Origin of the sequence: Vibrio tapetis subsp. tapetis (assembly GCF_900233005.1) — a bacterium.
Taxonomy (GTDB): domain Bacteria; phylum Pseudomonadota; class Gammaproteobacteria; order Enterobacterales; family Vibrionaceae; genus Vibrio; species Vibrio tapetis.
This window is the reverse complement of sequence record NZ_LT960612.1, coordinates 1,008,853-1,031,992: the sequence shown is the minus strand read 5'-3', so window position 1 is coordinate 1,031,992 and position 23,140 is coordinate 1,008,853. Positions and strand designations below refer to the sequence as shown.

The 23,140-nt window shown below is 43.8% G+C and carries 17 protein-coding genes; 5 read left to right on the top strand and 12 right to left on the bottom strand.

Annotation, left to right across the window (positions count from 1 at the left end; genetic code table 11):
- Positions 1–19 precede the first annotated feature (19 nt).
- Positions 20–2,530, bottom strand: a complete 2,511-nt coding sequence (locus VTAP4600_RS21635) for a glycoside hydrolase family 3 protein (protein WP_102524819.1) — start codon at positions 2,528–2,530, stop codon at positions 20–22.
- Positions 2,531–2,725: 195 nt separating this feature from the next.
- A complete protein-coding gene (locus tag VTAP4600_RS21630; RefSeq protein WP_102524818.1) occupies positions 2,726–4,003 on the bottom strand; it encodes a carbohydrate porin in 1,278 nt (425 codons plus the stop codon).
- A 383-nt stretch (positions 4,004–4,386) separates the two neighbouring features.
- Here VTAP4600_RS21630 and VTAP4600_RS21625 point away from each other — a divergent pair, with 383 nt between their 5' ends.
- The 4 genes from VTAP4600_RS21625 (at position 4,387) to VTAP4600_RS21610 (ending at position 7,625) form a co-directional block, all read left to right on the top strand.
- The gene (locus tag VTAP4600_RS21625) at positions 4,387–5,388 is read left to right on the top strand and encodes a LacI family DNA-binding transcriptional regulator (protein WP_102524817.1); all 1,002 of its coding nucleotides are present in this window, start codon (positions 4,387–4,389) and stop codon (positions 5,386–5,388) included.
- Between the two features lie 186 nt (positions 5,389–5,574).
- Positions 5,575–5,823: a hypothetical protein gene (locus tag VTAP4600_RS21620; protein WP_102524816.1), complete on the top strand. Its 249-nt coding sequence runs from the start codon at positions 5,575–5,577 to the stop codon at positions 5,821–5,823.
- A 143-nt stretch (positions 5,824–5,966) separates the two neighbouring features.
- The gene (locus VTAP4600_RS21615) at positions 5,967–6,482 is read left to right on the top strand and encodes a DUF3087 family protein (RefSeq protein ID WP_102524815.1); all 516 of its coding nucleotides are present in this window, start codon (positions 5,967–5,969) and stop codon (positions 6,480–6,482) included.
- A 33-nt stretch (positions 6,483–6,515) separates the two neighbouring features.
- Positions 6,516–7,625 carry a PQQ-dependent sugar dehydrogenase gene (locus VTAP4600_RS21610; RefSeq protein WP_102524814.1) on the top strand — a complete coding sequence of 370 codons (1,110 nt, stop codon included), beginning with the start codon at positions 6,516–6,518 and terminating at the stop codon, positions 7,623–7,625.
- Here VTAP4600_RS21610 and VTAP4600_RS21605 read toward each other — a convergent pair.
- The 10 genes from VTAP4600_RS21605 to VTAP4600_RS21560 all read right to left on the bottom strand — a co-directional run bounded on the left by VTAP4600_RS21605 (position 7,615) and on the right by VTAP4600_RS21560 (position 21,821).
- Positions 7,615–8,721, bottom strand: a complete 1,107-nt coding sequence (locus VTAP4600_RS21605) for an NADH:flavin oxidoreductase (protein WP_102525488.1) — start codon at positions 8,719–8,721, stop codon at positions 7,615–7,617. The genes VTAP4600_RS21610 and VTAP4600_RS21605 overlap by 11 nt on opposite strands.
- 199 nt (positions 8,722–8,920) lie before the next feature.
- Positions 8,921–10,348, bottom strand: a complete 1,428-nt coding sequence (locus tag VTAP4600_RS21600) for a PepSY-associated TM helix domain-containing protein (RefSeq protein WP_102524813.1) — start codon at positions 10,346–10,348, stop codon at positions 8,921–8,923.
- Positions 10,349–10,448: 100 nt separating this feature from the next.
- Positions 10,449–10,817, bottom strand: coding sequence for a hypothetical protein (locus VTAP4600_RS21595; RefSeq protein WP_102524812.1), 369 nt, complete (start codon positions 10,815–10,817; stop codon positions 10,449–10,451).
- Positions 10,818–11,029: 212 nt separating this feature from the next.
- Positions 11,030–12,625: a glycoside hydrolase family 16 protein gene (locus VTAP4600_RS21590; protein WP_102524811.1), complete on the bottom strand. Its 1,596-nt coding sequence runs from the start codon at positions 12,623–12,625 to the stop codon at positions 11,030–11,032.
- Positions 12,626–12,756: 131 nt separating this feature from the next.
- Positions 12,757–16,170 (bottom strand): 1,3-beta-D-glucan phosphorylase, GH149 family, encoded by a 3,414-nt coding sequence (locus VTAP4600_RS21585; protein WP_102524810.1) that lies wholly within the window; start codon positions 16,168–16,170, stop codon positions 12,757–12,759.
- A gap of 45 nt (positions 16,171–16,215) precedes the next feature.
- The gene (locus tag VTAP4600_RS21580; protein WP_102524809.1) at positions 16,216–17,196 is read right to left on the bottom strand and encodes an ABC transporter ATP-binding protein; all 981 of its coding nucleotides are present in this window, start codon (positions 17,194–17,196) and stop codon (positions 16,216–16,218) included.
- Positions 17,190–18,161: an ABC transporter ATP-binding protein gene (locus tag VTAP4600_RS21575; protein ID WP_102525487.1), complete on the bottom strand. Its 972-nt coding sequence runs from the start codon at positions 18,159–18,161 to the stop codon at positions 17,190–17,192. Before VTAP4600_RS21575 ends, VTAP4600_RS21580 begins: the two co-directional genes overlap by 7 nt.
- Complete coding sequence (locus tag VTAP4600_RS21570; RefSeq protein ID WP_231898001.1) at positions 18,161–19,078, bottom strand: ABC transporter permease; 918 nt, start codon at positions 19,076–19,078, stop codon at positions 18,161–18,163. Before VTAP4600_RS21570 ends, VTAP4600_RS21575 begins: the two co-directional genes overlap by 1 nt.
- Before the next feature lie 57 nt (positions 19,079–19,135).
- Positions 19,136–20,110, bottom strand: a complete 975-nt coding sequence (locus VTAP4600_RS21565) for an ABC transporter permease (protein WP_102524807.1) — start codon at positions 20,108–20,110, stop codon at positions 19,136–19,138.
- Positions 20,111–20,186: 76 nt separating this feature from the next.
- Positions 20,187–21,821, bottom strand: coding sequence for an ABC transporter substrate-binding protein (locus VTAP4600_RS21560; RefSeq protein WP_102524806.1), 1,635 nt, complete (start codon positions 21,819–21,821; stop codon positions 20,187–20,189).
- Positions 21,822–22,399: 578 nt separating this feature from the next.
- On the opposite strand from VTAP4600_RS21560, the gene VTAP4600_RS21555 reads away from it, so the two are divergent.
- Positions 22,400–23,140 (top strand): ABC transporter substrate-binding protein, encoded by a 741-nt coding sequence (locus VTAP4600_RS21555; RefSeq protein WP_102524805.1) that lies wholly within the window; start codon positions 22,400–22,402, stop codon positions 23,138–23,140.

The window sequence follows — 23,140 nt, the reverse complement described above, 5'->3', positions numbered from 1 at the left end:
CCTCTTGCTTGACTCGCCCTTAAAAGGGCGAGATTGCGCAAGCATAATGTTCAATGTAACGCATATCCTGCTTCCCAAACGCACTCATAGGAAGTTCAATAGTTTGAAACTCGCCACTCTCTATTAGATTTGCATCAATTAAGTCACTAATGTCGATACCCGTTCCCATTCCATCTGAAACTCCAACCAAAATTTCAGCATTATAATTGATGATCTTAATATCAAATTTCAGTCCATTTGAAAATCCAGATAAGTTATCTACGCTGCAATCATTCGACTGAAGATATAACTCACCCCCACCATCATGACACACCCAACGAATTGCATCTTGCTGTTGTTGGTAATTATAAGGTGCAGTCTCAACACTTTTAAGAATGAGCGGGTTATTACGAGAAACGTCTATCCCCATGATATGTTCACCGTCTCTGAGCTTAAGTTGATAGTCGCCAACGTTTGCTTTTATTCCATACAGTTCAAGTGGTTTATTCTGCGCTGTATCATCAACTTCACCTTTGTCCAACTCAAGGTACACCTGGACATTATCTTGATACGTTAGGCCGTAACCTAGGTCAAATAGTGGTTTATGCTCTCCCTCTGGATCTTGTTCTTGAGTCGGCAGTACATAATCTGGCACGTGAGATGGAATGGCGTTTACCGCATCACTGCGCATTTTATTTGGCCAACTGAATGACAACTTACCCTGGAAATCAAATCGTGGTGTTACTTTCAATTTGTAACACTCATCCGTTACTCCCAGTGGTTGTTCGACTACTGGATCTCCAACCAACACATCAGTGATCCCTAAACCTTCGCTCCCAGGTAACCACGCCGCAACAAATGCATCAGACAAGTCTATTTCTTTATTAAGATACAAAGGTCTGCCACTAAAGAACACCGAAACGACCTTTACTCCTTTTGAATTGAGCGCTTCAATAAGAGCACAATCCTTAGCGTAGCTGCGTTTCAAACTAGAATATTCTAAGCTTTGCCACGTTTTTATATCTCCCATCATTTCTGCATATGGATCTTCGCCAAATACCACAATGGCCACATCTCCTGCCTGATAATCGCCTTGTTGATTAGGATCGAATTTAAGGTTAGGCATTTCCAATTCCAGAGCCATTTTTAACGTTGTAGCACCAGGGAAATCAGAGACTGAATTTTCATCACCTTGCCACGTCAAATTCCAGCCCCCTGCTTGTTTTTGTAAATCATCTGCAGCGCTGCCTGTTAACCACACTTTTTGATTGGCAGCTAAAGGGAGCAGGTTATTGTCGTTTTTTAACAAAACCAACGATTTTCGTACCGCTTCACGTGCCACAGATCGATGCTCATCAGATCCCAATACGGTGGAATCTCCGGCTAATCGACGTTTACTTGGTTGAACCTTTTCCCACAAGCCAGCACGAGATTTAATTCTCAAAATTCTCGTTACAGCATCATCGATACGTGTCATTGGAATGCCGCCATTTCTTACATCAAACAAGGTTTGCTGCCAGACATTTTTCCAGTGTTCCCTAACTGGAACCATCAGTACATCGTTACCGGCATTTATCGCATAAGTTGCATCACCGTCAGAGCACTTACTTATTTCAGCATGGCCATGCCAGTCTGTTACTACAACACCATCAAATCCCATATTTTTCTTTAGAACATCGGTTAGCAAGTACTTACTACCATGAATTTTATGATTATAATCAACATCGGTAATTGAATGGTCATAATTGGCCTCGTTTCGCCAACTGTTAAAGGATGACATCACCACCTGTGCCCCAGCTTGTAAGCCACTAAAGTATCCGGGGCCGTGAATATTACGAAGTAGTTCCTCAGAATAGCCATTCACTCCACGATCGACACCATTAATCGTTCCGCCGTCTCCCAGCCAGTGCTTAACGTTAGAAAGCACTTTTAAATCCGTTTTAAGTTCTTGTAAGTTACCTTGTAAGCCCAATACCATTTGTTCCGCATAATGATAAGCAATGGTCGGATCTTCGGAGTAGCCTTCATACACTCGCCCCCAACGCAAATTTCGAGGCGTGGCAACAGTCGGTGCGAATGTCCAATCCAAGCCTGTTGCGACAATCTCTCGGGCGGTAATTTCGCCAATTTTACGAACAAGTCCACTATCGCGGGCAGCACCAAGCCCTATATTGTGAGGAAATACCGTTGCTCCAAACACATTGTTATGGCCATGTACCGCATCGGTCGCCCACATAAATGGAATTCGAAATGGACGTTCTGAAAATGCGTTTTCAACAGCGAGCCAGAACTCGTCTGCTTTGTTGGCCCAACACTGTGCACTCGCATGTTTATTTTCATTTGGCCAAGCGCCTCCTCCGTTTAAAATAGAACCAAGCTTATAGTCTTTTGCTTCTTCCGGGGTAACGTCTCTTAGATTAGGCTGAATCATTTGGCCTATTTTTTCTTCCAGAGTCATTTGCGCCAGTATTTCCGCAATTGTCTGCTCTATTTTCGGGTCTTTTTTGATATTAATTTTTGGCCAATCGGCAAAGTATGGGCATGTTTCCATAACGGACTCTTACTCTATAAACGTGATTCATAATAAGGCTTGTTTGTTCTGTTTTCTTGCTATTGAATAGCGATTACTTTGGTTAATTATTAGATTGCGAGCGATATTCCATCTCTTCTCCTCGGCAAACGAAAAAAGGCAGCCATCACTGGCTGCCAAACATCTTAATGCTCCCCCGCATAAAGAATCCCTAAATTACCACCACATATCAGCTTGAATGCCTACAATGAAATCTTTGTCACGTTTATCGCCATCTAAGTACGTAGCCATGAATCGAATCTCAGGCGCCGGCCCCATACCCGTTGGTACAATAATGGTCGGTGCGATGGTTGCTTTGTATTGTGTTGCATTGTCACCAGAACCACTTGCGTCTTTCCAGTTGTTGTACTGATAACCAAATTCCGTTGCGATGAAGAAGTTTTCTACCACTGGGAATGACGGACGTACCATTGCCGATGTCCAGTAATCTGTCGCTCCGTCTTCCATGTCGTTATACTGACCTTGGATAGAGTGGAACACATTTACACCATTTTCGAAGAAGTAACCGCCCCATATTAAGGCACGAGCAGACGTGTCTCCTGATTGAACTTTCTTCATTTTCGATGGCCCTTCAAGCGCGCCGTTACCCGGCTTATATGCGTTATAAGTAGTGAGCGTGCCACCCAATAACTGGCCTGAACCTAGACCTTTACCTGCTTGTGCAATGTATTTTGTAAACCCTTTATCAGACAAACCAAATACTGACTCTGAATGGTAAATACCCGTTACTTCAGCGCCACTGCTCGCGTAAGTTTCACCACCCACAATATTATCAGGAAGATGTTTTGCCATGCCGTGCACTTCAAAGGTGCCAAAGTTTACGCTGGTATGGAACGCATGCATCAGGTTGTTTTCATCGCTCCAAAAGTTCGCAGTATCTTGAGAATTATCACTGCCTATGTAGGCGAAATCCCACTTGTTTCCACCTAACTCGACACCTTCAATGCCAACACCCGTGCCAGACATATCGGTATAGAAGAAATCGGTCATGAAAATGTAGTTATCTTTACCGTAAAAGCGTTTACCAGCCCAAAGTACGCCTGTATCACTCAGAACACCTTCAAACTCTACAAATGTTTCCATTAGACCAATTTGAGAATTAGCAGCATCAGCATTAGCACCCAATTGGTTCATCGCAGATTGGCTATTATCAGCACCGGCACGAGTTTTGATGCGGATTTTTTGGCCGTTATCCATGCTAAAATTTTTCTGCAATGCCAGCTCAAAGTGATTATCCGACTCTATACCCAATCGGCCCAAACGCTCTTTTGATGCTGGAAACTTTGCTCGTTTAAAGTCATTTTCAGCGCTCACCAACACCCCTGCTCGGAAATAGCCGTGAAATTCAAACCCGTCTTCAGTTTCTGCCATTACCTGTGTTGCCTGAGTAGAAAGGGCTAGCAAGCACGCCAAAGATACTTTGGAAATCTTCATATTAACTCCATGTTATTTGCGCCAAAAAGAAAGCGCTTTCTTTTATAATTAAAATATTCGACTAGAAGACGAGGTGACAAAACAGGAAGGCAGCGGATTAAACTGAGAAATTCCCTTTATCTGTCGGCTTTATTCATCCCTTAACCGTGAAGCTGAGTATATAATCGCCCATTTGAATAAACCGTGAACACCATCACCAAAGAAAGCGCTTTCTTTGTATGACTTCACATTTAGTCTGGATAGTTCAATGAGTCAGCTTGTAAATGTGACGGCTAACCACTTTTTCATTTAATTGCTTCATATCTTCAGTAAAGCGCTCCCCGAGTGGGCTTTATAACGTTAACATAGAGGCTGCTTTTACATTGCTCGGTAGGAAACAAGGTTTGATTACAATTAAAGAAGTTGCTGAATTTGCTAAGGTTTCACAATCTACTGTGTCTAGAGCATTAAACGGACATGCGTCGGTCAAAGAAGCAAACCGTCAAAAAGTGTTTGACGCTATAGAAGCACTCGGTTATCAACCCAACGCATTTGCTCAGGCATTGGCATCAAACCGCTCTTATAGCATTGGGATGTTAGTCGGCACTTTAGACGGGCCTTTCTATGGTCCGCTCATGCATACGGTTGAGAACATTGTCCGTAAGGACAACTACCACCTTATTATCACCAGTGGCCAAGAACGTTATGAAGAAGAGCAAGAGTCTTTGCGGTTTCTTAGTTCGAAAAAAGTGGATGGCTTGGTGCTGACTGCCGATATGTTAAGTGATAGCGATATCCTAGCGATTACACAGAAGACCCCAGCAACCATTCTAATGAACCGTTATATTCCTGAAATCGCTGACCGCTGCATTTGCGTAGACAATGAATTTGGCGCAGTGATTGCCATCGAGCACTTGATTGAAAGCGGACATCAGCATATAGGCTGTATAACTGGCCAGTTAAGCAAAAACGATAGCCGAGATCGCTTGCAAGGATATCGCAGTGCATTAAGCAAGTACGGTGTGAACTATGATCCAAACTATGTCATTGAAGGACGGTTTGATCACAATGGTAACCACGAAACAATCAGCAGATTACTCGATCGCGCCCCCAACTTGACCGCTCTATTTTGTATGAATGACAACATCGCCATGGCGGCATACGGAGTCTGTCATGAGCGCGGGCTTAAAGTCGGTGACGACATTTCAATCGTTGGTTTCGATAACGATAGCCACAGCGCCTACATGAGCCCGAGTTTAACAACGGTAAATTACCCTAAGTCAGAAATGGCAACAGAGGCCGCCAAAGGCGTACTTAATATTATTAAGGGGCAAGGTACAGTAGGCATTACCACTAAACTGAACCCAACACTGATTAAACGCGGATCAGTGAAAAGCCTCGCTTAGCATGGGTCATCAAGGAGCAACACCGCATTGCTCCTTATTAATTTATCTTTGTTCTACCCTCACATAGCAAATAATTACACCACACTCCTCATTCAGTAACCCGCCTGTCATATTGACTCTATATCTTATCGCCCAAAAGCTAGAAAAACCTTTTTAACGGCGAATACAAAGGATAAGTACAGACCCATGGCTAAGAAAAATCATCACCTAGATAAAGTTATCGCTAGGCTTTTAAGTGATAAAGGATTCATCAAAAATGAAGTCGAGGTGTTTTTGAAGAAAGAAGTCTATAAGCTTCAACCGTGCGAGATCCTCAAGATAAAACGCTACGCAACCCACTTTGGCATTAAGGCGCAAGAGAAGCTGATTGAAGAGATTCTCGATATTCGACGCGAGTCGATCATTAGCAAACTGTCTAGCACCATCGCAAATTAGGTACTACTGCAAATTAGGTACTACTGCAAATTAGGTACTACTGCAAATTAACCATCGTCACATCTAGTTTTGGCCGCGATAAGTAGTCGGAATTTATGCGCTTGAGTTATCATGGGATTATTACTCGCTAAAATATTGAATCCATGAAACTTATCAATGTAGACAAAACGACTTATAAAAAGCGCCTGAATTTAATTACCGTTGTTCTGGTCGGCGCTTTGGCAATACTTGCCATTGCTTTTGGAAGCATACTCATTGCTTTGTTTGGTGCCACATCAGCATCGGGTGAATCGACAGGAAACTTCCATTTAAACCTCATAGGTGTCATCGGTGCTGCTCTCGTTTGTGGTATCGCTCTTTCTTACTTAAAACACACCCCCTATTTTGAAGAAGTCTATTATGTTTGGCGCTTAAAAGCGTTACAAAACCGTATATACCGACGAGTCAAAACCATCAAACAGCAAGCGAGCAAGAATGATCGGGATGCCATCGTTGTTCTGCACTTTTACTACCACAGCTTAAAGTTGGTTTATTCGCTTGATAACAACACCTTGACCCTTCCTGAACTCGAGACGAACATCCAACAATTACAACAGCAAATAGATTTGCTCGGGCTCCAGGTTGATACCGACGATTTTGATGCTAACTTAATTAAGTAACCTGTTCGGTATTTCACAAACACAGGAAAAGTGATGAGAAAGTTACTGCAATTCGGCTTATTAACTCTTACTTGCGTAAGCGCAAACTCTGCCTATGCGTTGCAAGCAAAGAAAATCACGAGCGATTTAGATGCCCCTTGGGGGCTCACCTATATCAATTCAGAGACCATGCTGGTGACCCAAAAAGGGGGCGAGGTCAAACACATAAACCTGGCAACAGGCACTCGGCACACTTTATTCAAAGCCCCCGATGTCTGGGTCAATGGCCAAGGAGGGTTGCTTGATATCACCCTTTCCCCAAAAGACAACCACACACTGTACTTCACCTACAGCAAATCAGTCGACGGCGACGGTGTCACTACCCTTGCGACAGCGCAGTATCAAAACCAGAAGATAACCGACTGGCAAGACGTATTTATTTCGAAATCACGCACCGATACCAGCCGTCATTTTGGCAGCCGTATTACCTTTGATGCCGGCCATCTTTATTTCTCAATCGGCGACAGAGGCGAGCGAGAAAACGGCCAAAATACGTTAACTCATGCCGGTTCAATTTTACGCTTAAACCTTGATGGTAGCGTGCCTCAAGATAACCCATACGTTACAAACAGTTCCGCTCTAAATGAGATTTGGAGTTACGGGCATCGTAACCCGCAAGGTTTATTTTTTGATTTTGACAGCCAGCAATTATGGTCAATTGAACATGGCCCCCGCGGTGGTGATGAAATTAACCGTATTATAAAAGGCGCTAACTATGGCTGGCCTGTGACCTCCCATGGAAAAGAATACTGGGGGCCGATTCGCGTAGGGGAAGCGGAAGAAAAAGACGGCATTGAATCCCCTGTTAAGGTTTATATACCGTCCATTGCCCCAAGCAGTTTAGTCTTATACCGAGGAGAAAAATTTCCTGAGTTAAACGGCAAGCTTCTCGCTGGTGCCTTGAAGCTCACTCACATTAATGTCATCACAATCGACGTAACAAAAAATCAGACCGATAAAAATGAAAAACACCCCTATCAAGCGGCCGCTGAAGATCGTTTGTTTGAAGAATTAAACGAACGCATCAGAGACATCGAAACCACACCAGACGGAAATATTTTCTTTATTACCGACAGTGGCAATCTTTATCAAATCACGCGCTAATTTTTCTTCTCTTTTTATACACCACACAGAAATTGCCTCGTTTGGTACGACATTTTGAGCATCGCTCACAATCAACCGGGGCATCACTCCCCTCTTTCCAACGCTTAATCAATTGAGGCTCAGCTAATAGAGGACGTGACAGTGCAAAGTATTCAATACCTGTGTTCTGCGCAATGTTTTCAATCGCATCAATATCACTTAGCCCACCGACAGTAATAACAGGTACACTCACGTCTTGGCTGATTACATCACCATATTCATGAAAATAACCTTCTTCTTGAAGGGTATAACCGTCGTAGGATTGTCCGATCATTGCATTGGCTTTTCCGTGTATATTGCCCGATATAATGATCGCGTCGACACCGATCTCTTCTAGCTTTTTACAAATAAGGCGGGTTTCATCAAACGTGAGCCCACCCTCAAAGAATTCAGAAGCGGTAAGCTTAACGAGAATAGGAAAATCATCTCCCACTTGTTTTCTGATCTCTCGGTAGATTTCAAGTAAAAACCTCATACGATTGTCTAAGCTACCACCATATTGATCGTTACGTTGATTGTAATATGGGCTGAGAAACTGATTAATAAGATAAGTATGAGCCGCGTGAATTTCTACCCCATCAAAACCTGAAAGCTGAGCGCGTTTACTTGCCAACGCAAAGGCTTCAACAATGTAATCAATGTCGCTTTGAGTCATCGCTTTGCCTTGAGTTTGCGTACCAATTTCACACACATCACTTGGTGCGAAAATCACGCGTTCACCCACGTTGTAGGTGGTTTTGGTTCCACCATAGGCAAGCTGCATAGCAATCTTTGAATCGTAGCGATGAACCAAGTCTGTCAGTTTTTGGTACTCAGCAATGAAGGAGTCGTTATACATGCCCATCATGCCTGCATTCGGCTTTTCTTCTTCTACGATGTTCGCATAACCCGTTACGATTAAACCCACTTCTCCTTTTGCTAGCTCCTCATAAATGTCATACAGTTGATCGGTCATGCGACCCTCTTCTGTTGCCATGTTTTCCCACGTAGCGCTTCGGATAAAACGGTTTTTCAGTGTCATATTGCCAATACGGGTTTGTGTAAACAAAGTACTCAAGGCCAATCCTCTTACAATCAATGTTAGCGCGATCTTCTGGTGTGATAGCGACATGAAAAAGAACAGCCACACTACTAGCATGGCTGTTCTTTGCAGGCGGATGTTGCCTTCTAAATGTGTTCTATTCCTTAATCTGGATTAAGAAACGGGCACATAGCCGATAAAACCACGAAAACTACCGTACCAGATAGAACATCGCTCAGTTCTTAAGCACCAGTGTTAGCATTTTAAATCGGCTGAACAGCAGCCAATCAAGTAACAACACCGCCACAATGCTTCCCCCTGCAAGTGGGAACGCAAGACAAATAAACACCAATGTGATTAGTGCCGCTTTCCATACACCGTTGTGAGCAAAGCGAGCGGGTGCTCCAAGCGCTTTGCTCTGCTTAGGACGTCTTATCCACCACATAACGGCACCCGTAATTGAAATCAAAATAAACATCAGGCAGAACAGTGTATTGAGTAGCTTGTTCACAATACTGATGTCACCTTGGTGCAATGCTATTCCTGCAGCCATCATTTTCGCGACCACCCCATAATCTTGCCATGTTACATCAGCCAATACCTCACCAGAGTATTGGTCAATGTGTGTCGTACGGTCTTGAGTTGGGTTGATTATGTCTCCACTCATGGTATTAGCAGACGCAGTAAATACGCCCGTCTCACTGCGGGGAAAGTGCAGTTTAAAATTGCCATAACCTAACTGTTGGATCGTTAGCACAACTTGGTCGATATTGTGAATAGAGGCCATAACAGAATGATCGCCATCGTCCATTTTACTGTGGTCATGATTGGATGCGGGCAGCGGAGTTTGTTCTAAATTCCAAGGAAGCTCCTCTTCCTGACCATGATTCAGTGACTGGTGTGTTAAGGTTGAAAGCGGTACGTCTGCCCATTTTTGTGCAGGGAAACTGCTCCATGGTTGAACGAACTTACCACCCCAAACACCCGCCCATGCTAGCCCCGACAGAATAAAGAACAACAACACAAGAGACAGTATTCCGCCTAAATTAGCATGAAGATCACGCATTAAAATTCGAAGTCCAGCATGGGTTCTTAGTTTCAAAAAGCCCGTCCTACGAGCATTGTCCAGTGGTAACCACAGATAAATACCAGTCACCAATAGCAAAATACTTAAACTGGCCGCAACTTCGACTAAATGATCGCCCCAATCACCAATTAACAATGTTCCGTGAATATCATTCGCAAGTCGATACCAACTGTCGCTGCGATCTATCGTTCCTAACACCTCACCGCTATATTGATCGACCGTGACAAACAAGGTTACCCCCTCTGAGTTTTTAATCGAGAAACGATTAGCAACGTCTGCAGACTGGGCAGGGATAAACTGAGTCACAGTATGTGAGGAGAACGCTTGTTTCACTGCCTCTAATTGAGCAGAAACCGTTAACGGTTGCTGTTTTTCTTGTGCATGAATTTGAATCACATCGCCATAGCGGAGCTCTTCTATTTCCTGGTCGAACAGCATAACTAAGCCGGTAAGGCTCAGCATCAACATGAAAGGGATAACAAATAACCCGGCATAAAAATGCCAACGCCAAGTTAGAAAGTAGCGAGATTTTAACTGTTGAGCTTCCGTAGCGAGTGTCTTTGATGAATCAGACATCGAATTTTCCTTTTATGGCGTACAGGCATGCTGTTTTTTGAATAAAAAACAGCAGCAAAGCACGCAGCTTTGAATTGAGTAAATCATTTACTAATGTGAATTAAGCGAAGGAAGCAACGATAGGTGGCGCACGAGGGAAACGGAATTTACGATAACTAGATTGAAGAACTGGCTGATCACCACGAGCCTTAATCAAGCATGCTTGGCCCAATCTCGACGCAGGTTGAATGGCAAAATCATGGTGATACGAAAACTGACTCGCAGGGCAAGACGGTCCGTTATGGTTATTACTTGTCTCTAAAGACGACGTTTCTGATGAAGGACTCGTCACCGCATCACGAACAAGAACACGCTCAAACCCATTTGCAGTACAGAGTGTTGCCCATACTCCAGCCGATTGACCATGCGCATTAATCACAGGCATTAATGCAATCAACATCCAACTAAATAAGCTGGCAATGATCATCATTCGGCGTAACGAGGTGCAGTTCATTCAAACAAGGAGTTATAAAAACGGAGCAGGACTATAACGGTTTCTTCAAATAATCACCGTGAGGAACGTCAATAAGTTAATCAATTATTAACGGATATTGTAATTTTGTTTAAATTTGTCGTTTTTTATTCAAATATGAAATATAGCCCCTTAATGAAAGGGGCTAACAGAACTAAAGCAGATAAGTACTACTTTTCGAAACGAATGTTATCAAGCTTAAAACTCATCGCACCTTGTGGTTCAAATACTAAAAGGTTACTAATGGCTTTCGGATCTGCTTGATTGCCGCCTTCAAAACGGTTATCACTGCTTAAAATATCATCGATTGAAATACGAACCGTGCCCCATTCACCTAACGTTGGCAGTGGAACGGTGTAGTCGCTGGTTTTTGGCCAACCACTGTCCATTTTGATCAGTAGCTCAGCACTGTCACCCATACTTTCAACTTGAATATCAAATACCAGCATACCGGATTCACGCCAATGGCTCACGTCGGTCACCGGTGAACGGAAATAGATATTACCCGAACCATTTTTTTTAGTTACTTGCAGCACCGTGCCACCTCCTGCTTCTTCTCGTTCTTTATGCTCAACGATGTCTACAGGATCGTAGCTAGCGTAAGCCAAGCTGCTATTAAGGGCATCGGTAAAGATGTCTAATGTTGGTCCGTCTGCGTAGCTGTCGTCTGCCGCTAAAATTGCAGGGGCTTGGTGCCCTTCAACTAACTTTGCTTGTTCAGAGCGGCTTGCACAACCTTTGCCTTTCCAGCGATCCAACGAGCAGCGGTATACTTTAACTGAGTCCACCAGCATGGTTTGTGGGAATATATCTTCGTCGATTCCTTTCTGATTTGCGTTCGCCGCCCAAGATCCTCCAACCGCTAGGTTCAATAACAAATGGAATTTTTCATCAAATGGCGCTGCGCCTTTTGCATTCACCAATTCGCCATCAGCCTCATATTGGCTATACCATCCATCTTGAGTTTGGGTTGCGTAGTGAAGGTTATCGACATACCAACGGATCTCACCTTCTTCCCATTCAATGGCATAGGTATGAAAGTCGTCTGCAGGGTTTATCCCTTCAGGTAAAACGGCACCTTGCCCGCTATATACGTTGTTCGGCCACGCCTTACCAAAATGAAGGCTTCCGTAAACGCGAGCTTCTTCATCACCTTCTTGTGTGTTTTGTACGTCTGACTGCGTTTTTAAGTTAACCGCTTCCATGATGTCAATTTCACCTGACGCAGCCCAAGTCCCGTATTTATATTCCGTTGGCAACATCCAAATGGCAGGCCATGTACCCTGCCCTGAAGGGAGCTTGGCTCGGATTTCAAATCGACCATATTTATTATCTCGTTTATCTAACGTACGCAGCCTTGCCGAGGTGTATGGTAAAGTTTTAACTGCACCGCCAGTTTTTCCTTCTGCATTATCTGGCCCTGTATGATTTTCCCTTATGGCTACAATGTGCAAGTTGCCATCTTTTACAAATGCATTTCGTGGGCTATCGGTATAACACTGCTGCTCGTTGTTACCACCGCCCCAACAGTTTTCTTCTAGGCTCCAATTGCGTTTATTGAGAGTATCTCCATCGAATTCATCACTCCATACCAATTGCCAGTCGGCACTCGGTGTTACTGGCGAATTGGTCAATAATACTGGCTTTTTGGTTTGAACCAGCTCAGTGGTACTCATGCTGTCTTCGGTAGTCGCACTGCAACCTGAAAGCACCCCTAACACCGTTAAAGTGGAAGCGTGCAATAACAAACTCTGTTTCGTCCTCATACTTCTTAATCCTTTAATTTTGATAATTCCGGTTTGTGAGCCATCGATGCATTAAAGCTAAGACAGAGAGAAAGCCCACCTTAGTCGAATGGGCCTATAACGTCTTTCGAAAGCTAATTTTTCACTGAGACTTACAGCAAATGATTCACAGGTACATGAACTCTAACCCGCTTAATGATTCCACTTCTGGCAAAAATCGCTTGGCTTTCCGCCCCTGATAACTCAGCACCGCAACGCACCTCAGTATCTCCATTCACGTATTCCACCGCTATTAACATCGCGTTATCGTCAGTCAATTGATAGATGAATGGAACCTGACAATAGGTAAACGCAATACCATCTTCGCTAACCCAAAGGCTCTGAGATTCTCCAGCTACATTCTCAAATTTGAATGACTGGGAAGAGTCCAAAAACTCGTCTTGTTTTAACAAGGAAGGGTTAATAGCAATAACACCGTCATGAACATACAGGCCCAGCTCACGGAAACGCGTTAAGATCTCCTCTTTAACTTGCCCCGTCATGCCTGGTTGCTGAGCGCCTGACTGCTTTGGTGTATGCGAATACGGATCAGTTGGAAATGCGCCATAGTTTTGAGGCGTTTTGTTGAACCCAATGCCTTCACGAACTCGGTAATAGAATTCAGCCAACTTACGCGTTTCTTCACTATTTGAGTCGAGTGTGTACGCGGTGTGGTAGTTTTCTTGTACCGCTAGCAACAACTTAGAAACCATGTGCCAGTAGATGCTGCCTAAACCTTCATAACCAAACATGGTGCCAGAACGCCCGGTAAACTCTTTATGAGTAAAGACCATTTCATACGTATCGCGGATCTGCTGTTTTGCTTCATCAGTAGCGCAGCTGTATTCCAACTTAGCTAATACTGAGTCCAATGCCTCACTATTCTCAAAGGATGGGTTGAAGTGATAGCTACCATTTACATCCATATTGACAACGCGAGTATCACCTTTAGCCAGCATCAATTGAATAAGCTCGTTGTCCACAAGACGTTCCGACGGGATACTATTTTTATTAATAAAAGGGGCTAAGTTTCTATCTGGGTAAAGCATGAAACTTTGCTGATCGTCACGATACATCTCGCTTGCAAATAGACGCTCTAATAGCGTTACCGCTTGCTTGGGCTGCAATACACCAGCACTCAAAATGGCAACTTGCCCTTCAAGCATTGGGTACAATTCACTCACTTCTAGGTTTTCAGCAGAGTAATTAATGATGTTATAAGCATTAAACAGACCGTCTTCACGCTTATTGTTTGCAATGGTGTCATCTAGCACCGTTAGGCTCACATCCATTAACTCAGTAATGGCACCCAGCTCAACCTGAGTCTTCCCGCTAAACCCGCCAGTCCTATAAACTCGTTGACGATAATCACTCGCCGCTTTTTCTAACCGCGTCAAAATTGCGCGGCGAGTTTGGCGAGTCACTGTGTTTTGTCTGATCTCTTTGGCTGCTGATTCCAGAATTTTCATCGTACTCGTTAACCAGTCGAGGACATCGGTAGATAAAGACACAGTAGACGGCGCTTTACACAATAGCTCTTGCATGAAGGCCACATAACGACGCATGTAATAGAGCGTAACCATGGAGAGACCGTTGCCGACTATCGCATTATTCGCATCATTCCATTCAGGTCTTTGTGTATTTAGCCAAATACCACCGTCTAGCACTAAGTTACTTAACTTTGAAAGCAAAGGAACCAACAGTTTTTCTGTTAGGTTAACGAGGTAAACCTCACCATCGCTATCTAAGATCAAACGTCCATCACTGCCGATCTCATCTACTTTTTGTTCCACTCTTTTTTGAGTGTTTCCATTAAAGCTGACGGTATCTTTCGGGTTCGCAAACAAGCCTTTTTCGTCACAAAGCTCATAAGGAACGTTGGCGTAACTAAAGCAATCTTGGTTTAGTAACTTAATGAGTTCGGTCTGTTGGTAGTTATTCGCTAACTCTAAGAATTTAAGCAAATATATGATCTGGTGATCGCCCCAGTAGCCGATATTACTCCACGGGTCTTCTGGGTCTAATATCTCCCAATCAATGCCATCTTTAGTGATGCGATACGGGTTGTAACCATCGATGGTTGAGGCATTAGTAAACTTAGCAATGAATGAGGAGATAAACTCCGGATAACTTAATGCACTGGCTTCCCAATTTTGGAAAATATCACGCCAGTTGCCTTGGTAAGAAAGCAGTCTGTCACCATTTTCATCTTTGACCTTAATCTCGTAATGGTTCCAAGGGCGGCTTGGATCACCATGACGACGGCCAAATGTGAGCGGCAAGTACTCATAGCATAGGCGCAGCAATTGAGGGTCATCTTGTAATTTTGCTAAGGCAATTAATTCTTGATGACTTAACTTATTTTCAAGTTGGTCAAAAAACGTTTGGTGCCTTTTTGCTACAACGCTATTTGAGTGTGTAATGGTTTTTCGAACGTCTTGAATATCCAGCTGATAACCATCAACAAACACACCACCACGCATATTATTGAAAAGTACGTTAGCGTAATGGTGGACGCAGGTTTCTTCTTTATTGGTCAACTGCCAAGCATCAGCGCCAGACATTAAGCTGATAAGCTCTTGTTTATTGGCCGTAATACTGCGCTCTATGTCTATTTCATTGCACGGCTGAAGCATAAAACGAGCAATATCAGAATGACTCTTATCAATATCCGCCACTATGTACCAGCTAGCACTTTGATCCGCTTTGAGATCAACGGTTTTATTGATTAGGTATGAACCACGAAGCCCTTTGGTTAGTGGCTCAGCTTGAACAGGCTTACCTTGCCTAAATGCTTGCAATTGACCCGACGAAAGTAAGATATTGGCACTGTCACACCCAAGACTGAATACACTGGTTGCAAGTAACGATTCCGCCGGTGCCGCTTTGTCACTCAACATAGCGTACATGCTGTACAGTGCCAATGAGCTATGTTCAACTCGTTCGTTCCACTTATACGCGTCCACTAATGCACTACGTGTTTGTAACGCAGGTAATGGAGCGCCTGGTGGTAAGATATTTTGTATACCATCTAACATTTCTATAGAGCGACTCACGCTCGATAGATCCGTCAACTCACTGCGTCGAATAAAACCAAACTGCTCACTCGTAGACCAGCTGTAGCAAAAGCGCAATTGCAGAGTGTGGTTAATCTCTTCAAACAAGACTTTGTCACCCACTACATTTTTGTACAAGTTTCTCTGTAAATTATAGATGCCATCATGTTGAGGATTGAACGGTTCCCAGTTGACCACTCCTGCTTTGGTTGGTACGCGAAATACAGTTTTGGAACCGGTGTTTTCAGCACTCTCGTGAATATGGTCAACAGAGCGATATGGAAACAGGGCATTTTCCGGACGAATACGCCCAGCAGACAAACAACCGGTCGATGAAATAAACAACCAGTGATCGCTCGAAGAAACAACACTGATAAAGAATGGTGCCATTGAATCGACATTTTCAATTTTATAATAACGATCATCACCCATTTCGGTGAAGCCGCCAGTTACCTTGTGTGTATGGTGCATGATAAAACCTCAAGAAAGCGCTTTCTTGGAGCGCTAAATAATTAATTACATGTTATGGCAGCGTACAAAGTGCTCATCAGATACTTTTACGGTATTAGGCATGGTTTGTTCACATACCTCACTTGCCTTAGGACAACGAGTCGCGAATGGGCAACCGACACTATCTGGCTTCCACATAGGGATCTCGCCCTTTTTCACAGCCAAATCACGGCGGCCACTTTTGCCGACTTCAGGAACAGCAGAGAGAAGTAATTGTGAATACGGATGCTGTGGGTTTTGTGTCACGCTATCACTTGCGCCCCACTCCACCATGTGCCCGACGTACATCACCGCAGTTTTCTCCGCAAAGTATCGCGCTGTCGCAATGTCGTGAGTAATGTACATAAACGAAATGCCATGCTTATCTTTTAGATCGGACATCAAGTTCAAGATGCCTAAACGTACCGACACATCAAGCATAGAAATTGGCTCATCGGCCAAGATAACTTCCGGATCTACTGCAATAGCGCGAGCAATCGCAACACGCTGTCTTTGTCCCCCGCTCAGTTCATGTGGGAACTTTTCTGCTGTTTCCTTAACCGGTGACAAGCCGACTAGCTCAAGTAATTCATACACTAAACGTGGCACTGAGTGTTTATCTGCACGCTTATGTATCAGTAACGGTCTTGCGATATGGTGATAAATCGTATGGACCGGGTTTAGCGAGCCAAACGGGTCTTGAAAAATCATTTGTACCTGACGGGCATATTCAAGCTCACCGTTTTTTTCAATGTATTGTTTTAGCGGTTGCCCCTTAAATTCAATATCACCTTCTGTGTGTTCGAAGATGCGAGTTAAAATACGCGCACCGGTACTTTTTCCTGAACCAGACTCGCCAACGATAGCTAATGCCTCGCCTTTTCTGAGCTCAAATGAAACATCGTTAACCGCACGCATCAGGTTCTTTTTAGAAGATGACCCAACAGGGAAATCCTTCACCAAATTATCAACCGACAGAATGACTTCTTTTTCATTGTTAGCTAACATGACGCTACCTCTTCAGTCAGATGACACGATACTTGATGGCCAGGATTGGTCATTTGTAACCTTGGTTCCGCACTGGTGCAGGGTTTGAAGCACTCAGTACAACGAGCTTGAAAATTACACCCTTGTGGGATTTCTAATAAATTGACAGGATTTCCGGGAATGCCATACAAACGCTCTTTCGGACCATGAATCGTCGGGAAAGAGGCAATCAAGCCTTTCGTGTATGGGTGCTGCGGCTTACCAAACACTTCCTTCGCATCGCCCAGTTCAATAAGGTTGCCAGCGTACATAACGCCGATGCGGTCAGCGATTTCGCCCATCAAGCTCAAGTCATGGCTGATGAATAAAATTGAAAAGCCAAACTTGGTTTTCAAATCATACAGTTCATTTAGGATCTCTCGCTCAACCACCACATCCAGTGCCGTGGTGGGCTCATCCATAATAATCAGTTTCGGTTCTAGCGCTAACGCGATAGCGATAACCACACGTTGACGCATACCGCCACTAAGTTGATGTGGGAAGCTGTTCAGGCGATCGCCATGAATACCGACAATGTTCAATAACTCGATGGCACGCTCGTCTGCTTGCTTCTGCGATATTTTCTTATGAGCGATGATCACATCTGTTAGTTGCTCACCAATGGTGATCACTGGGTTTAATGAGTTCATGGCACTTTGAAACACCACCGATACATCATTCCAACGGAAATTACGTAGCTGCTTATCGTTCATTTTCAGAACGTCTTCACCTTTGTATAAAATTTCCCCTTCAGAAATCAGTGCTGGCGCTTTATGCAAACGAGAGATAGCAAAAGCTAGGGTGCTTTTCCCACATCCAGATTCACCAGCAATGCCCAGTGTTTCGCCCGGAGCGATACTTAAACTCACGTTGTTTACTGCACGAGCCACACCATTTGGTGAAACGTAGTCGACACAGAGGTTATTAATTTCTAGTAGATTGCTCATCATAGACCTCGACGCTTATCAGCTTGTTTTTTAAGTTGGCGCCACAATTTCATGTGAGGGCCAGTACGCAGTTTCGGGTTACTTACTTGGTCGATAGACATGTTGATCAAAGCCAATGCACCACCGGTAATCGCCAACGCAATGGCAGGCACCATCATTTCCCACCATGCTCCGGTATAAAGTGCTGAAGAGGTTTGTGCCCAGTACAGCATAGAGCCCCAACTCACTTCAGTTGCATCGCCCAAACCGAGAATGCCGAGTCCTGCTTCTGCTCCCATGGCGTAAAGCACCGCGCCAAGAAAGCCACCAAATACGATAGAGACAAGGTTAGGCAGAATTTCAACTAAGATGATGCGCCATTTAGACTCTCCCATTACCTCAGCAGAAATAATGAACTCTTTGCTTCGAATCGCCATGGTCTGAGCACGTATTACCCTTGCCCCCCAAGGCCATGACGTGACCCCGAGTAAAATGGTAATCACTAACGATCCGACTTGGCCTAAAAATGCGGCGAGTACGATCAATAAGGGGAGCTGCGGAAAAACCAAAAATACGTTGGTTAAGAAGTTAAGACGTTCATCAATTTTTCCACCAAAATAACCTGACGATACGCCTACAAGTACCGCTAGTGTCATTGCAATCGCACCCGCAAAGATGGCGACGCTGAGCGATTTTCTCGCTCCATGCAATACTTGGCTATAAACGTCGCGGCCACTGCGTGTCGTTCCCATAATGTGTTCGGCACTAGGAGCAACGTGCGGTCTTGCGACTCGTTTTTCTGGATTGTGAGTTGAAAGCACAGGGGCAAATAACGCCCCAGCCAATACAACCGTGAGTAAAAAGCCACCAATAATGGCTGGCGGGTTCCCATAGAAGAAAGCATACAATTTGCTAAAAAACGCCTTCACTTTCACCATGGGCTTTTGTTGTTCAATCACAAGTTCGGTATTCATTATCTTTTCCATGAGTCAGCCCTAATTTGAGATTCGAGGGTCTAACCATACGTACAGCAGGTCAGCAATGAAGTTCGCCGTAAGAACGGCAGTAACAAGAATAAGCAAGATGGCTTGGATAAGCGGATAATCACGAGCCACAATGCCTTTTAGCAGAATGTTGCCAAGCCCTTGGTAGTTAAACACCACCTCAGTCATGATTGAACCTGCGAACGAGAAACCAATCGCCATGGCAATCGCTGTCGCGACAGGAAGAATTGCATTTCGGCCTGCATATCGAGACATGACACGGTAATTGCTTAGTCCTTTCGCTTCAGCCATGGTGACGTAATCTTCACCTAATACATTGATCATGGCGTTACGCATATTGAACACCCAAGTAGAGATCCCGACGAGCATCATCGAACCAACAGGGAGAATGGCGTGTTTTGCTACGCTAGAGATAAACTCCCAACTAAAAGCAGGTTCTAAAGATGGGTCATAAGTGTACGCCAAAGGCAGCAAATCAAGTTTCAAACCAAAGACGTAAAACAGCAGTAGCGCAGTAACGATGTAAGGAAAGTTACTCACAAAGGCCAAGATAGGCGGCACGACTTTACCGAACCAACCATCACGATTGTAAGAAGCGTAAGTACCGATACTGACCCCAATGATCAAAGCAACAATGAGTGAACCGAGCGCTAGAAACATAGTCCACGGTAGTGCCATTGCAATCACTTCAGAGACATCAATCGGGAACATCAGCACGCTTGGGCCAAGCTCCAACGTAAACACACTTTTGATGTAAGCAAGGTATTGCTCAAAGACATTGCCATCAAGGAAACCGTACATTTCACGAACCGCATCCATTTGCGCGGGATCCATACGGCCTTGAGCTGCCGCAAATAAAGCATCTACAGGGTCACCCGGCATTAACCGCGGTAACATGAAATTGAAGGAGATTGCGATTAAAAACGCAGTAAAATAAAAGCCAAATCGGCGAAAAATAAACGACATAACAAATCCTTAGATACCGCAGTAAAACAGTGTCAGCCTCACTGCGGCTCTTTTTAGTCAACTACTTAAGATGCACTTATTTAAGGTGCAAGTTGTTCAAAATGATGACGCGTTTGCCTCCGTCGTACCAAACTGGCTGAACGTATGGGTCTTTCTCACTCGGCCAACCAACAATTTTCTTATTGCTGTATTGGAACCACGTTGGGTTGGAGAACAATGGAATAAACGGCATGTTCTGAGCCGAAAACTCTTGCAGTTCATCTAGGATTTTTTGCTGAGTTTGCTTATCACCCGTCTTACCAAAGCTATCAATCAAGTCGTCGATTGCTTCTGAGTGAACACCGTGACCAGCATGCCAAGTTTTACCGATGCGAGACGTAGAGAAGTACTCTTGGTAAGCCAGAATTGGGTTTGTCGCTACCATCGACCAGTTGATCGACATGGTGTAATCACTCTTTTTCAAGTTACTGTCGTAAACTGCCCAATCGACCGTTTTCACGTTTGCTTTGATGCCCACTTCTTCGAAGTATTCGGTCACCATTTGCACCACTTGAATCCAATCTGTCCAGCCATTCACGACTTCGATATCAAATTCAACCGTTTTGCCATCTGCACCGTCACGGAAACCATCGCCATTACGGTCAACTAAGCCCGCTTCTTTTAGCATTGCTTTGGCTTTTTCTGGGTTGTACGTTGTGATGGATTTGTATTTATCACTGATATCTTGGTTGATAGACTGCTTATAAAGCTCACCGATACCACCAGCGTTGAAGTTAGCTGTAGGGTAGCCATACGCCGCAACGTCTACGATCATGTCGCGATCGAGTGCCATCGATAGCGCTTGACGCACTTTAAGATCATCAAACGGAGCGACTTTCGTATTCACATAAAGGTGGATAGCATCGTTGGCTGGATACCAAAAATGGTTGTTATCTTTATCTGCACCAACAAACGTACTTTCAACATCAGCGATGAAATTAGAACCCCAATCGATTTCACCTTTAATAAGTGCTGGCTGTATTTGAGAGTTGTCGTTGTACGAACGTAGATTGACACAATCAAGGTATGGACGATTTTCGATGTAGTAATGCGGGTTACGACACAGTTCCATTTGTTGTGGCTTTAGGTATTTGACTGTGGTCATTGGGCCGCTGCCCACTGGGTTAGGATTCGTAAAAGTAGTGAGGTTCTCTACTTTGTCCCAAATGTGTTTTGGTACGATGTGGTAACGCTCTAGGTTCCAAACAAACGTCGAGTCCGCTTCGTTTAGTTCAAATACAACGGTACGTTCATCGGTTGCTTTAACTTCTGCTAGGTTTTTACCAGACCAAATGCCTTTCTGATCAAACGCTGGAGCGTCTTTAGTAAGAAGAAAACTGTATACCACATCGTCTGCGGTTAGTTTTGAGCCATCAGACCATTTCACACCATCGCGAAGTACTAATGTGATTGTTTTTAAATCATCTGAATATTGGTATGACTCAGCCAATCGAAAATCTGTCTCACCGGTCATATTGTTAAATACAAGTAACGGCTCGAACATGATCCCATGCAATAAGTCTTTGGTTGTGTATGGGTTGTAGTTCTCAACAAAACCAGTATTGATAATTGGAACCGTTAGAGTGCCCCCTTGCTTGATCTCAGCAGCTTGGCTAGAAGCCGCTAACATCACACCCATTACCATCAAGCTTATTTTGCTCTTCTTTTGCATCATATTGTCCTTAATCAGCGATTGAAATAAGCGCTCTCTTCCGGCAGCAATTTTAGAAAGAAAGCGCTTTCTTTTTGGGATAATATGTAAGGAATCCAGGTCCGACAAGGCGGTTTATCTAAAAGTCATACGATGATCACAAGTTCCTATAACATTAGGGTAATTTAGATACTTATCTTTAATTTTCAGTAAGTTAAACAGCTGCATCAGCTAAAAGACGAATTGACTGACTCAATATATATCAATGACTTAGCTCTAGTTAAACGATTACGCAAACTATGATGCGAGTCACAACGGCAATTCATATTAGCGAAATACCACTCTAAGCCAATCGTCTCACCAGTCAAAAATAGCACTAGATAACAGAATGTTAGCCAGTAATTCCATCGTAATACGGAGCAAACAATTTATCTATCCTATATAGACAAAAACACATCATTATAATTAACCTATTGTTTATTAAGTAAATAAACAGATTCATTTATCAAAATCGAACAATCACCACGTAATTTACTGGAATACATAGAAAGCGCTTTCATTGAGATTCACTTCGTGACACCCTGATTAGGTTGATTTTTATGCAGGATAACGCAGTGGACACGGTACACTTTTGGAATGGCAACAAATCGGAAGCTCGACAAGCCTATGAATGGGATCTTACTTGTTCATTATTCGATAAAGGGGTAGCCCTGATTAACGACACCACGGATTACCCAATAGCTGAAGATGAAAGTAAGATCTTCACAACAGGCGTTGATGTCTTTGTCACCGTTGCTGGCAATCCCAAATTTGAACATCGTAACGTGATTAAAATTGAGCAACCGCTTGCTCAAGGTTTGCTTGGAAAACGGTTATTGCTCATATCAAAGAAGCAGAACGCACTAATAAACCCATTAATCACGCGAGAACAATTTACCCAACTATGCTCAGGTGTTCCGGCTACATGGGCAGATGCAGACCTATTTCGCCATAATGGTTGTAATGTACTAGAACAAGGCGATCTGGCGAGTATGATGTGTCACTTATCTGAAGGTCGGTGTGATTATATCTCTCTCGGCGCAAATGAAATCGAATCTATTCTTTCTCAATTTTCTGCGCAGTATCCCGATATCGTGATTGCGCCTAACGTCATGCTGCAGTACCCAATGCCACTCGTTTATTACGTTAATCCTGCCAATCCTGCATTGGCGAAAGAGCTTAAACGTCGTTGCACCGAACAACATATACAAGCCACTTTTGATGCTCACTACGGCGAATGTATAGAAAGGCTAGGTTTGAACCAAAGAAGCGTTATTAAGCTGAGTAATCCATTTTTATAA

What these genes read in the sequence shown, in the direction of transcription:
- VTAP4600_RS21635 (WP_102524819.1), bottom strand. Translation starts at nt 2,530, where the DNA reads ATGGAAACATGCCCATACTTTGCCGATTGGCCAAAAATTAATATCAAA.
- VTAP4600_RS21630 (WP_102524818.1), bottom strand. Translation starts at nt 4,003, where the DNA reads ATGAAGATTTCCAAAGTATCTTTGGCGTGCTTGCTAGCCCTTTCTACT.
- VTAP4600_RS21620 (WP_102524816.1), top strand. Translation starts at nt 5,575, where the DNA reads ATGGCTAAGAAAAATCATCACCTAGATAAAGTTATCGCTAGGCTTTTA.
- VTAP4600_RS21615 (WP_102524815.1), top strand. Translation starts at nt 5,967, where the DNA reads ATGAAACTTATCAATGTAGACAAAACGACTTATAAAAAGCGCCTGAAT.
- VTAP4600_RS21610 (WP_102524814.1), top strand. Translation starts at nt 6,516, where the DNA reads ATGAGAAAGTTACTGCAATTCGGCTTATTAACTCTTACTTGCGTAAGC.
- VTAP4600_RS21600 (WP_102524813.1), bottom strand. Translation starts at nt 10,348, where the DNA reads ATGTCTGATTCATCAAAGACACTCGCTACGGAAGCTCAACAGTTAAAA.
- VTAP4600_RS21595 (WP_102524812.1), bottom strand. Translation starts at nt 10,817, where the DNA reads ATGATGATCATTGCCAGCTTATTTAGTTGGATGTTGATTGCATTAATG.
- VTAP4600_RS21590 (WP_102524811.1), bottom strand. Translation starts at nt 12,625, where the DNA reads ATGAGGACGAAACAGAGTTTGTTATTGCACGCTTCCACTTTAACGGTG.
- VTAP4600_RS21585 (WP_102524810.1), bottom strand. Translation starts at nt 16,170, where the DNA reads ATGCACCATACACACAAGGTAACTGGCGGCTTCACCGAAATGGGTGAT.
- VTAP4600_RS21580 (WP_102524809.1), bottom strand. Translation starts at nt 17,196, where the DNA reads ATGTTAGCTAACAATGAAAAAGAAGTCATTCTGTCGGTTGATAATTTG.
- VTAP4600_RS21575 (WP_102525487.1), bottom strand. Translation starts at nt 18,161, where the DNA reads ATGAGCAATCTACTAGAAATTAATAACCTCTGTGTCGACTACGTTTCA.
- VTAP4600_RS21570 (WP_231898001.1), bottom strand. Translation starts at nt 19,078, where the DNA reads ATGGTGAAAGTGAAGGCGTTTTTTAGCAAATTGTATGCTTTCTTCTAT.
- VTAP4600_RS21565 (WP_102524807.1), bottom strand. Translation starts at nt 20,110, where the DNA reads ATGTCGTTTATTTTTCGCCGATTTGGCTTTTATTTTACTGCGTTTTTA.
- VTAP4600_RS21560 (WP_102524806.1), bottom strand. Translation starts at nt 21,821, where the DNA reads ATGCAAAAGAAGAGCAAAATAAGCTTGATGGTAATGGGTGTGATGTTA.
- VTAP4600_RS21555 (WP_102524805.1), top strand. Translation starts at nt 22,400, where the DNA reads ATGCAGGATAACGCAGTGGACACGGTACACTTTTGGAATGGCAACAAA.